The sequence below is a fragment of the Lactobacillus sp. UMNPBX17 genome (assembly GCF_002553735.1).
Lineage (GTDB): Bacteria > Bacillota > Bacilli > Lactobacillales > Lactobacillaceae > Lactobacillus > Lactobacillus gallinarum.
Window position 1 is genome coordinate 1 of sequence record NZ_PCYT01000011.1, and the last position, 12,834, is coordinate 12,834.

At 37.8% G+C, this 12,834-nt stretch carries 11 protein-coding genes; all 11 read left to right on the forward strand.

Annotation, left to right across the window (positions count from 1 at the left end):
- The first annotated feature begins 113 nt into the window (after positions 1-113).
- On the forward strand, positions 114-341 hold the full coding sequence (locus tag CP368_RS02990; RefSeq protein ID WP_143468301.1) for a hypothetical protein: 228 nt from the start codon (positions 114-116) through the stop codon (positions 339-341).
- Between the two features lie 3 nt (positions 342-344).
- A complete protein-coding gene (locus CP368_RS02995) occupies positions 345-1,466 on the forward strand; it encodes a hypothetical protein (protein WP_143468302.1) in 1,122 nt (373 codons plus the stop codon).
- Positions 1,467-1,632: 166 nt separating this feature from the next.
- The gene (locus CP368_RS03000) at positions 1,633-3,516 is read left to right on the forward strand and encodes a flavocytochrome c (protein WP_098045745.1); all 1,884 of its coding nucleotides are present in this window, start codon (positions 1,633-1,635) and stop codon (positions 3,514-3,516) included.
- Positions 3,517-3,632: 116 nt separating this feature from the next.
- Positions 3,633-4,721, forward strand: coding sequence for a glycerophosphodiester phosphodiesterase family protein (locus tag CP368_RS03005; RefSeq protein ID WP_098045746.1), 1,089 nt, complete (start codon positions 3,633-3,635; stop codon positions 4,719-4,721).
- A 298-nt stretch (positions 4,722-5,019) separates the two neighbouring features.
- Positions 5,020-7,659, forward strand: a complete 2,640-nt coding sequence (locus tag CP368_RS03010; RefSeq protein ID WP_098045747.1) for a valine--tRNA ligase — start codon at positions 5,020-5,022, stop codon at positions 7,657-7,659.
- Entirely contained in the window at positions 7,660-8,934 is a 1,275-nt protein-coding gene (locus tag CP368_RS03015) for a folylpolyglutamate synthase/dihydrofolate synthase family protein (protein WP_087235783.1), read from the forward strand.
- Complete coding sequence (locus CP368_RS03020) at positions 8,924-9,601, forward strand: HAD family phosphatase (RefSeq protein WP_087175780.1); 678 nt, start codon at positions 8,924-8,926, stop codon at positions 9,599-9,601. Before CP368_RS03015 ends, CP368_RS03020 begins: the two co-directional genes overlap by 11 nt.
- 39 nt (positions 9,602-9,640) lie before the next feature.
- Positions 9,641-10,264 (forward strand): RadC family protein, encoded by a 624-nt coding sequence (locus CP368_RS03025; RefSeq protein WP_098043732.1) that lies wholly within the window; start codon positions 9,641-9,643, stop codon positions 10,262-10,264.
- 95 nt (positions 10,265-10,359) lie between these two features.
- A complete protein-coding gene (locus CP368_RS03030; protein WP_025005061.1) occupies positions 10,360-11,364 on the forward strand; it encodes a rod shape-determining protein in 1,005 nt (334 codons plus the stop codon).
- A 45-nt stretch (positions 11,365-11,409) separates the two neighbouring features.
- Positions 11,410-12,261: a rod shape-determining protein MreC gene (gene mreC / locus CP368_RS03035; RefSeq protein ID WP_087175782.1), complete on the forward strand. Its 852-nt coding sequence runs from the start codon at positions 11,410-11,412 to the stop codon at positions 12,259-12,261.
- A complete protein-coding gene (mreD, locus tag CP368_RS03040) occupies positions 12,261-12,800 on the forward strand; it encodes a rod shape-determining protein MreD (RefSeq protein ID WP_098036556.1) in 540 nt (179 codons plus the stop codon). Before mreC ends, mreD begins: the two co-directional genes overlap by 1 nt.
- Positions 12,801-12,834 lie beyond the last annotated feature (34 nt).

Below are 12,834 nucleotides of genomic sequence, written 5' to 3' on the forward strand. Positions count from 1 at the left end.
GTTAGCGTAAGCTAACGAGCCACTAAGCCCTAGACTTCAGTCTAGGGTAGTTGACTTTCCAGATTCTAGTAATTTTTATCGTATTTTTAATCGCCGGAATTGGAATGTATCGATTGGCTTTGAAGGCAAAGGTCAATGAAGTTATCGCCATTTTACTTGCTATATTGTATTTGCAATTTGGGATTGTTGCGGGAATTCTGCGTTTCAACTTTATGGCGTGGAGTGCAGCACTTGCTCCGTATGCTATGATGCAAGTACTTTATATGATTGAAGATAAAAAACGACCAATTCATTGGTTGAGTTTAGCTTTAATCATGGCATTGATTGCTCAAGTACACTAGCTATTGACTATTTTCATAGCTTGTACCTTTGTCCCTTTTGCCATTTATGCTCTAGTTAAAACTGCTGAAAAGAAGCAGATGATTATTGATTTCTTCAAGGCAGTTGGCACAACGCTGGTATTAACAGCTAATATCTGGGGCGCGTTGTTAGTCTTATTTTGGAATAATAAGATTTCAATGCCCAATAGATATAACTTGTATTATCATGTCATCAAGTATAAGAAATTCACTAATATTCATGGGTTTCTTTTATTCTCGCTGATTTTACTTCTTGTCTTTCAACTGATCTATGTATTGACGCATTTGCGAGAATCGGTTGTTAATACGTTGACTACCTTTGTTGGATTATTCATCTTGTTGATTTCATCGTATCTGATGCCATGGGCTAAGATCCAAGCAGTTTTTCCTAAGTTAACTTCTTCACTGCAGTTTCCTTACCGATTAACAGTGGGTGCATGGCCATTGCTTTTACTGGAAATAGGAATTTCAATGACTAATTTGATGAAGAAAAATATCAAGTTAGTTAACATGTTGGTGATTATTGGATTAGTTTCAGCATTTGCTCAAAACTTTGCTGCTAATTATACGACTAATAGAACTAGAGCATTAGAATTCTTGGATCCACATCACGTAGTAATTATTCAAACTTACAGCAAAATTACGAAACACCGCAAAAAGTTGCAACACATTTTGCGTTATACCAATAATGATCAGCTCTTTGAGGCCATTAACCATACTGAGCCAGATTATATGCCATATACTAAGCATGCTTCAAATGCGACATATCAAAAGAGGATTTCGAATCAAGCTAAGCATTATCATTACCAAGTTCAAGGCAGTAAGCTGATCCTTACTTGGCATAGTAAAAAAGCAAAGATGAAAACTTTGCCAATTGTGATGTATCATCAATCTCGCTTAACTTTGAATGGGGAGGTCCAAACTAAGATGAAGCAAAATACTATTACGCAGCCAATTATCAAAGCAAGGAAAGGCAAGAATGCCGCTAGTTTGCAGTTTATGACGCCGATTTGGTTTAAAGTATTGCTAGTGATCAGTATTTTGGGTTGGATCGCACTGATTGTGTATGGTATTTTTGTAAAACAAAGAAAAATTAGCTTAAGATAAACGATTAACAGAATCTATGTACTATTGAAATTTTAGTACATAGGTCTTTTTAATTCACCGTAATAACAACTTTGTTATTTTTCAATTGTTAAATAAGTATTTGATTTATGAGCCATGAAAACGCTATTCTAAATATATAGAGAAAAAGAAAGGCGGAAGTTAAATAATGAAGAACGGTAAATATCAAGTACGCGCACAAGGTCATGGTTCAGAATCAATGCCAATGGCTGTTACTATCGAAGATGATAAGATCAAAAATATTGAAATTGATTCATCCGGCGAAACTAAAGGCGTTGCCGATGAAGTCTTCAACCGCTTGCCCAAGCAAATTGTTGATAATCAAACTTTAAATGTTGATGCTGTTAGTGGTGCAACTATTTCAAGTCACGGCGTTGTAGATGGAATCGCACAAGCAATTACTGAAGCTGGTGGGGATGCTGCAGAATGGAAGAAGCGTAATAAGCCGGTAGCTGCCAAAGCAACAGATGAAGAAATAACAGTCGACGTAGCAGTTGTCGGTGCTGGTGGTGCCGGTTTGGCTGCTGCAGTTCGCTCAATCCAACATGGTGAAAAAGTTGCTATTTTAGAAAAGTACCCACAAATTGGTGGTAATACTAGTCGTGCCGGTGGTCCAATGAACGCTGCCGAACCTGACTGGCAAAAGAATTTTAAGGCACTTCCAGGTGAAAAGGATACTTTGAAGGAATTAGCTGCAACTCCAATTGATCAAATTGATCCTGAATATCAAGATGACTTTAAGGAATTACAAAAGCAAATTAAAGAATACGTTGATTCAGGTGCAGATTACTTATTTGATTCAACTTTACTTCACGAAATCCAAACTTACTTGGGTGGTAAGAGAACTGACCTTAAAGGAAATGAAATTCACGGTAAGTATGCTTTAGTTCATGAATTAGTAACAAATGCATTGAACTCAGTTAAATGGTTAGCTGATTTAGGCGTTAAGTTCGACAATAGTGATGTAACTGAACCAGTTGGTGGTTTATGGCGTCGTGGTCACAAACCAGTTGAACCGATGGGTTATGCTTACATCCATATTTTAGGTGACTGGGTAAGAGACTACGGTGTTGATCCATATCTTGAAACTCGTGCTGAAAAATTAATCATCGAAGATGGCAAGGTTCGCGGTATAGTTGCTACTCGCGCCGATGGCAGCAAGTTGACTGTTCACTCAAAGGCTGTCATCTTAACTGCCGGTGGTTTTGGTGCCAACACTAAGATGGTCCAAAAGTACAATACTTATTGGCAAAAGATTGATGATGATATTGCTACAACTAACTCACCATCAATTACTGGTGACGGGATTAACTTGGGTCTTGAAGCTGGTGCCGACCTGTTCGGTATGGGCTTTATCCAATTGATGCCAGTAGCTGATCCAAAAACTGGTGAATTATTCACTGGTGTTGTTACTCCTCCGGCAAACTACATTATGGTTAATAAGGATGGTAAACGTTTCGTTAACGAATTTGCGGAACGGGATGTGTTAGCTAAGGCAGTCATTGCTAATGGTGGATTAATCTATCAAATTGCTGATGATAAGATTAAGGAAACAGCCTATAATACTACTCAAGAATCACTTGATGCTCAAGTTAAAGCTGGTACTTTGTTTAGAGATGATACTTTGGAAGGTTTGGCTAAGCAAATTGGGATGGATCCAGATGTCTTAGTTGAAACTATTAAGAAGTACAACTCATATGTTGATGCAGGAAAAGATCCAGAATTCCATAAGAATGTATTGGGCTTGAAATGTGAAGTTGCTCCATTCTACGCAACCCCTCGTAAGCCTGCAATTCACCATACTATGGGTGGCTTGGTTATCGATACTAAGGCTCATGTTCTTAACAAAGACGGCAAGATCATTGATGGCTTGTACTCAGCTGGTGAAAATGCTGGTGGTATTCACGCAGGTAACCGTTTGGGTGGTAACTCATTGGCTGATATCTTTACCTTCGGCCGCATCGCTGCTAATACTGCTTATGAAGATATGCCAACGGAGTCAGACGCTACTTCTGGAGCTTCACAGAATTAATTGAGAAAGAAATAATATCAAAACTAAAAGAGTGAGATTTGATTCTTGCTCTTTTTGCGTTTAAAAATCAAATTTTGTGTAAAATAAAGAAGATGAAACGCAGAAGGGATAGATCAATGAAAAAGCTCATCACATTAATATTTCTAGCAATATTTCCATTCACTTGTGGGTTCATGAACATCGCTCACCGCGGCGATAACGAGCAGGGGAAATACGCTGAACACAGCTTTGCAGCATATGATCGTGCCGTTTGCGCACAAGTTGATTATTTAGAATTGGATTTGCAAGAAAGTGCCGACCATGTTTTAGTCGTTAGTCATGATAACAACTTGAGTCGCGTTTTTGGCGTGGATCAATCAATTGAAAAAAATACTTTTAAGAAGTTAACTAATTATCGTAATCAAAGCGGGGAAAGCATTCATTCACTCGAAGAGGTTTTTCAACGCTATCAAAATAACCCGCAAGTGAAGTTTATGCTAGAGCCAAAAGGCAATGGGGAAGATGCCAAAAGAATAGTTAATAAGTATCATTTGCAAAAGCGGGTTTTATTTGAATCATTTTCTGATTCAGCACTCAGTAAGCTAGCTCGCTTAGCACCCGAAATTCCGCGCACGCAATTAGCCGGCTCATATAAAGCGATCGGACGCAGTCAGGATTTTGCTGCTAGTTTTTATACTAGTGACGCTGCCAATTATTTACGTGATAAAAACAAGAAATACATGCTATGGGGCGTAAACAGTAGTAAGCAAATGTATAAATTTTTAAATCCTGATAAGGGCGTTACCGGTTTATTGACTGATTTCCCGATTCGTTTAGCCAAAATTCTGCAAGAGAATAATCATTTTCGCATTCACTATCAATCGATAATTTTTCCGACTGAAAAGCTTGCTGCTAATCTTAAGTTAAAGAATGGTAATCAAGTGCAGGCTGACCAAGTTAAGTTGGTAAATAATCAATTGTGGTATCATGTTCAACCCAACATGTGGGTGAGTGAGAAAAATCTGTTTCACCATGAGTCTTCAGCTCCTCGTGCTCAAGTAGGTTTGGTTAAAGTTGACAAAGCAACACCGGTTTGGACAGATCTTTCGTTTAAAAAGTCAGCCGGCAAAACCTTGCGTGCCCACAGCCATTGGAACTACTTTGCTATAGCTAAATATCATGGCAAACGTGTTTATAATTTAGGTGGCAATCAGTGGATTAAGTGATGAATACAATACATCTATCTCTTTTTTCTAAAATAAATTCATGTTATAATCGTAACCAAAGCAAGAATCAAGAGGGATCGACTTTATTTACAGAGAAAAGCCAAACAGCTGAGAGGCCAGAAGTTGATTAGTAGCTTGATTAGCTGATTAATTGAAATTAAGTAGGTTAATCCGGACACTTCAGCGCCGTTATCGCTTATAAGAGAAGTACATTTTTGTACTTAACCATAGGTGGTACCGCGGTTAGTAAATCGTCCTAGACAACATTGTCTAGGACTTTTTTATTGGAGGATTTTTAATGACAGATTTAGCACCTAAATACAACCCTAATGAGGTTGAAAAAGGCAGATATCAAACTTGGCTTGATGAAGATTTATTCAAGCCATCCGGTGACAAGAAAGCTCACCCATATTCAATTGTTATCCCACCACCAAACGTAACTGGTAAATTACACTTAGGTCACGCATGGGATACCGCAATTCAAGATACTTTAATTCGTTTCAAGCGTATGCAAGGCTACGACACTCTTTACATTCCAGGTATGGACCATGCCGGTATTGCTACCCAGGCTAAGGTTGAAGCTAAGCTTCGCAAGCAAGGCAAAGATCGTCACCAAATGGGTCGTGAAGCTTTTGTTAAGCAAGTTTGGGACTGGAAAGACGAATATGCTTCAATTATCAAGGGCCAATGGGCTAAGATGGGTCTTTCACTTGACTACTCAAGAGAAAGATTTACTTTAGACAAGGGTCTTTCAAAGGCAGTTAAGAAGGTCTTCGTCCAACTTTACAAAGAAGGTCTTATTTACCGTGGTGAATACATCATTAACTGGGACCCAGCACTTCAAACTGCTTTGAGTGATATCGAAGTTATTCACAAGGATGACAAGGGTGCCTTTTACCATGTTAAGTATCCATTCGCAGATGGCTCAGGCTATGTAGAAATTGCTACTACTCGTCCTGAAACCATGTTTGGTGATACTGCTGTTGCGGTTGCACCAGGGGATGAAAGATACAAAGATATCGTTGGTAAGGAATTAGTATTACCACTTGTTGGTCGTCATATTCCAATTATCGAAGACCAACACGTAGATCCAGAATTCGGTACTGGTTTAGTTAAGATCACTCCAGCCCATGACCCTAACGACTTCCAAGTAGGTAACCGTCATAATTTGAAGAGAATCAACGTTATGAACGACGATGGTACTATGAATGAAGAATGCGGCAAGTACGCTGGCATGGATCGTTTTGACTGTCGTGAAGCTTTAGTTAAGGACCTTAAAGAAGAAGGCTACTTAATTAAGGTTGAACCAATCGTTCACTCAGTAGGTCACTCAGAACGTTCAGGCGTTCAAGTTGAACCACGTCTTTCAAAGCAATGGTTCGTTAAGATGAAGCCACTTGCTGACAAGGTTCTTGAAAACCAAAAGACTGATGGCAAGGTAAACTTTGTTCCAGATCGTTTCGAAGGTACTTTGGACCACTGGATGGAAGATGTTCATGATTGGTGTATTTCACGTCAATTATGGTGGGGTCACCGTATTCCAGCTTGGTACAACAAGAAGACTGGCGAAACTTACGTAGGTGAAGAAGCTCCTAAGGATATCGAAAACTGGGAGCAAGATCCAGACGTACTTGATACTTGGTTCTCAAGTGCATTATGGCCATTCTCAACTCTTGGCTGGCCTGATACTAATTCAGAAGACTTCAAGCGTTACTTCCCAACTAATGCGTTAGTAACTGGTTACGACATCATCTTCTTCTGGGTATCAAGAATGATGTTCCAAAGTCTTCACTTCACTGGCAAGCGTCCATTTAACGATGTTGTTTTGCACGGTTTAATGCGTGACGAACAAGGACGCAAGATGAGTAAGTCACTTGGTAATGGTGTTGACCCAATGGACGTAGTAGACAAGTATGGTGCTGACGCTCTTCGTTGGTTCCTTCTTAACGGTACTGCTCCTGGTCAAGATACTCGTTACGATCCTAAGAAGTTGTCAGCAGCTTGGAACTTCATTAACAAGATTTGGAACGCAAGCCGTTTCGTAATTATGAACTTGCCTGCTGATGCTAAGCCTGCACACATGCCAGATGTAAGCAAGTTTGACTTGTCAGATAGATGGATCTTCGATCGTTTGAACCACACTGTTAGTGAAGTAACTCGTTTATTTGATGAATATCAATTTGGTGAAGCAGGCCGTGAAGCTTACAACTTTATCTGGAATGACTTCTGTGACTGGTACATCGAAATTTCTAAGGTTGCTTTGAATGGTGACGATGAAGAATTAAAGGCAAGAAAGCAAGAAAACTTAATTTGGATTCTTGATCAAATCTTACGTTTGATGCACCCAATTATGCCATTTGTTACTGAAAAGCTTTGGCTTTCAATGCCTCATGAAGGCAAGTCAATTATGGTAGCTGAATACCCAACTACTCATAAAGAATTTGAAAACAAGCAAGCAGATAGTGACATGGCCTTCTTAATTGAAATTATTAAGGCTGTACGTAACATCCGCATGGAAGTTAATGCTCCAATGTCTAGCCAAATTGATATTATGATTCAATTAGATGATGAAGCTAACAAGCATGTTTTGGATGAAAATGCTGACTACGTTGAGAACTTCTTACATCCAAAGGAATTAACTGTAGCTGCAGAAATCGAAGCTCCAAAACTTGCTAAGACAGCCGTTATTCCAGGTGCACAAATCTTTGTTCCATTAACTGAATTAGTTAACGTTGATGACGAATTGGCTAAGATGGAAAAAGAAGAAAAGCGTCTTGAAGACGAGGTTCAACGTGCCGAAAAGAAACTTGCAAACAAGGGCTTTGTTGACCATGCTCCAGAAGCTGTTGTAAACAAGGAAAAGGAAAAGAAAGCAGATTACGAAAGCCAATTGGCTGGTGTTCGTGAACGAATTCAAGATTTGAAAGAGAGTAAATAATTGAAATTTACCAATGCTGAAGAGGTAATCCATTATTTATATTCATTGCCTCATTTGCATCCTAAGAATGATTTATATTTTATCAAGAAGTTGCTCCAGCAATTAGGTAATCCGCAGGATCAGGTAAAAACGATTCATATTACGGGGACCAACGGTAAAGGTTCAACATCATACTACTTAGCAAATCTATTAAAAAAGGCCGGTCAAAAGACTGGCCTTTTTGTCTCACCTTATGTTTATCAATTTAATGAACGAATTCAATTAAATAATCAAGATATAAGCGATGAAGATTTAGTTAATGTGGCTAATAAGGTTCAAGCTGCCTTTGAAGAAATTAAGCAAGAAGATAAAGAATTTTCGTTAGTTACATTTGAGTATGAAGTTGCGATGGCCTTTGTTTATTTTGAACAAGAGCATTGTGATTATGCCGTGATTGAAGTCGGAATTGGCGGCGAGCATGATAAAACTAATGTGATTGTCCCAGAGGCAAGCATCATTACTACGGTAGGATTAGATCATGAGAAGATTATTGGACCGACAATTCAAGATATTGCGCGAGAAAAGAGTGGCATTATCAAGAAAAATCGTCCAGTAGTATTAGGGAATGTTCCTGATGATGTTCTGCCTATTTTGGTGAAAAAGGCAGATGTAGAGCATGCACCACTTTTCCGATTAAAGCATGATTTTGCAATTACAACGCAAAATGGAGCGTTGAAGTATACAGATGATAAACGCAGTATTTCTTTTGATTTTCGTCCGCAGGTAGAGGCCTATGATATTGCTGTAGCCGTTAAGACCTTTTTACTTCTTAAATTGAAGCTAGATAATCAAGAGATAGCAGCTGCAATTGATCAAACTCAGATTCCTGGACGTTATCATATTTTGCAAAAAGAACCATTAATCATTTTGGATGGAGCTCATAATATTCAAGCAATGTCCAATTTGCTGGAAGTAATTCATGCCGAAGCAAAAAAACGGCATAGCCATGTTTATGCTTTAGTGACTATGATGAAAGATAAAGACTTAGAGCAAGTTTTTAATTTATTTAACCAAGATGATCAAGTGTTATTAACAACATTAGATTATCCTCGTGTTGCTAAAGAAAATGATTTTCCCATTGATGTCCAAAGACGATATAATTATGAAGGAGATTATCGGGAAGGCTTTGCTAAATTAAAAGAGAAGATGAATGCCAGCGATATTCTGCTGGTGACCGGATCGTTTTATTTAGTAAGTGCAATTTTAAATTGGAAAGGAAAAGGCAATGCAGGTTAAAGGGATAAACGATGATATTCAAGGCATTATCTTTGATATGGATGGTCTATTGGTTAATTCTGAAGAATTGTATTGGAAGGCTAATATCCAAGCTGCAGAAGAAGAAAAACTTGGGACGCCTAGGGATGCATATTTAAAGTTAACTGGTGCAACTGTTAAAGAAATGCAGGATTTTTATCATAAATATTTCAAAACTGATGCTGATCGTGACCGATTTATTAAAAGAACCGATGATTTGGTTTGGCAGTGGACCGATGAAGGAAAATTAAAGTTACGTCCTGGTGTTCAAGAAGCATTAGATGAATTTAAAAATCGTGGCTTGAAAATGGCAATTGCTTCAAGCAACTACGAAGATGTGTTGCAACATTTTTTGTGGGCAACAGGGATTAGAAATTATTTTGATTTTCATTTAAGTTATTTAGATGTGCAAAAGGGACACATTAAAGCTAAACCGGCACCAGATATTTATTTAGCAGCTACTAAAAAAATGAATCTAGCAAAAGAAAATATTTTGGTTTTTGAAGATTCATCAACTGGTGTCCAAGCTGCGAAAAATGCAGGCTTAAAATGTGTAATGGTGCCAGATCTAATGGCTCCGACTGACCAAGACAAACAGAATGCTATAATGATTTGTCAAAACTTTTTTGATTTTCTTAAAAAAATTTAGCTCTTTTTTGCGTATTAAGTAATGAAGGGAGAAATTTTTATGATAGAAATAAACTCAAATCATTACTTTGTAAATACAGACCTAGAATTACTAGCTAAGTTATTTGAGCAGTTCAAGGATAAAGGAATTAGAACTTTTGAAGAGTTAGAGTCTTTTTTAAGAAAAAGAGATTTTAATTCCTTCGATGATATAGTTCAATTCATAACAGGTTCAAGTTGCCCCAGCAATTTGGCGATTACGGCTGAAGAGGTAATGGATCGCCTGCGAATGGCGTCATCTAAACGCAAACCTGTTTTAACCTCAAGTGTTGAAGTTGGGACATATTTAGCTGATAAATTAGTAGGTCACAAGCAAGAAGAGCTTTGGGCATTATATGTCGATAATGGAAATCGAATTGTAGCTGAGAAAAAGGTTTTTCAAGGCACGTTAAATAAATCAGTCGCACATCCGCGAGAAATTTTTCGCTGGGCCGTAATCTATGACTGTTCGGGGATTTTTATTGCTCATAATCATCCTAGTGGTAAATTAATGCCGTCTTCCAACGACTTTGAATTAACTAAAGATCTATATCGGGCGGCAAAAATGATGAAAATTGATCTTTTAGACCATTTTATTGTGGGACAAGGACAATATTTGAGCATGCGTGAAAAAGAATTGTTTTAAACTTCTTTAAAATTTGCGTGAAAATCACCTTTAAAGTTATAGTATGCTATAATTATTCAAGATTTAGAGACCGCAACAATTAAGGAGAGATTTTTGTGTTTGGATTAGGTACAAAGAATATTGGTATCGATTTAGGTACAGCCAATACACTTGTTTACATGGAGGGTAAAGGAATTGTTTTAAGAGAACCTTCTGTAGTAGCAAAGAATACACATACAGGTGAAGTAATCGCAGTTGGTTCAGAAGCCAAGGAAATGATTGGTAGAACCCCAGGTAGTATTGTAGCTATCCGTCCAATGAAGGATGGGGTTATTGCTGATTACGACACTACTGCTGCTATGCTTAAGTACTTTATGGAAAAGACTGTTGGCAATTCTAAGCCTTCAGTAATGATTTGTGTTCCTTCAGGTGTTACTGAAGTTGAAAAGCGTGCTGTAATTGATGCAGCTAGAGTAGCTGGTGCTCGCGAAGCTTTCGTGATTGAAGAACCATTTGCTGCAGCTATTGGTGCAGGCCTTCCAGTTATGGATCCTACTGGTTCAATGGTTGTTGATATCGGTGGTGGTACTACTGATGTTGCTACTATTTCATTAGGTGGTATTGTTTCATCAACTTCAATTCGTCAAGCTGGAGATAAGTTTAACAATGCAATTATTAATTACATTCACTCCAACTTTAACTTATTGATTGGTGAAAGAACTGCTGAAGATATTAAGATTCAAGTAGGTTCTGCTTCAATTGAAAAAGCTAAGGAAATTGAAGCTATGAATATTCGTGGTCGTGATTTGGTTACTGGTTTGCCAAAGTCAATTGATATCAACGCTGAAGATATCGCTAAGGCTATTCAAGATGTTGTTCAAGACATCATCGTTGCAATTAAGGAAACTTTAGAACAAACCTCTCCTGAAATTGCTGCCGATGTTATCGACCACGGTATCGTTTTAACCGGTGGTGGTGCATTGCTTAAGAACTTGCCAGAAGTAATTTCTGAAGCAACTAAGGTTCCAGTATTTATTGCACAAGATCCACTTGATTGTGTGGCAATTGGTACTGGTGAATCACTCAAGAATATTGAAGTAATGCGTAGAAGTCGCAAATAATAAAAAAGCCGGCTATGGCCGGTTTTTCTTTAGGATCAATTCTTAATGAAAAAATTTCTACAAAATAAAAAGTTATTATCAACATTTATTGTAATTATTGTCATTTTTGCCGTTTTAGGTGGGAGTGTTAGTTTACGTAATAAACGTAATGCTCCATTGCTTGTTCAAAGCTTAGGAAATGATATTGTAGCCTTAGGATCTAGAATTATTGATGTTCCGGTAGGTTTTATTTCTGGTGGTTTGAATAATGCACATGAGATTTTAAATGCACAAGATGAGAATAACCATCTGAAGCGCCAAATTACTAATTTAGGTCAAACTAAGGTCCGTAATGCCAGCTTAGAGAAAGAAAATCGGCAGTTAAAAGCAGCATTGAATTTGAAAGATACTTTAAGTGGTTATACTTTGATCAATGCTTCAGTTATTTCTCGTGCTCCAGATACCTGGTCAGATCTACTTACAATTAATAAAGGTAGTTCTTCAGGTATTAAGAAGAATATGGCTGTAATGTGTGGTGGTGGAGTTATTGGACGAATTGTTGAAGCTAATGCCGCTTCTTCAAAAGTCGAATTGATCACTACTACAGATGAATCGGCTAACCGTTTTTCTGTTCAAGCAGATGTTGCTAATGGCAAGACCGTTCACGGGATCATTACTGTTACAGCTAATAACCAATTAGCCTTTACTCAGGTAGTTGATGGCCGCAAGTTAAAGGCCGGCACTAGAGTTTACACGAGTGGTATGGGTGGTAATTCGCCTAAAGGACTTTTAATTGGTACTGTTACTCAGACTACCCGTGATTCATTTGGTTTATCTGATCAAATTAGAATTAAACCAGCAGGTGATATTAGCGATCCGTCAGTTGTTACAGTTATTGAAAGACAGGTGGCTAACTAATGTCTATTTTTCGTAAATGGGTTTTAGCAATTGGACTTTTTGTTGCCATTGTTGTAGATGGTGTTTGTTCATTTTATTTGCATCAATTTATGGATTATGGAAGTTTTGGTGCCGCTAGTCTAATTTTACCGATTAGTGTAATGCTGATTGGACTTTTTGATGACACCAATGAAAATGAAATTTGGCTGGCCTTAGGCACGGGAATAGTTGCTGACATTTACTTTTATGGCCTTATTGGAGTTTATGCAGTTTTCTTACCCCTCAGCTGTTGGATTTGTCAAAAAATTGCTCGCTTTTTACCAGAAATATTTTGGGCAAGACTAATTGTAGTTTTATTAGGAACGACAATTTTTGTAGCATATAGTTGGCTGATCTTTAACATGATAGGAATAGCTACGACGTCGATTCATGGCTTATTAATGAGTCTATTAGTGAATCAAGGATGGACGGCAGGATTCTTCGTTTGTTTATACTGGATTTGGGGTAACCTAGCACAAGATTATCCGTTCTTAATTGATTTAAATGCTTATCGTGTATAAAAATAAAAAGAGACGAGAAAAATTTTTCTCGTCT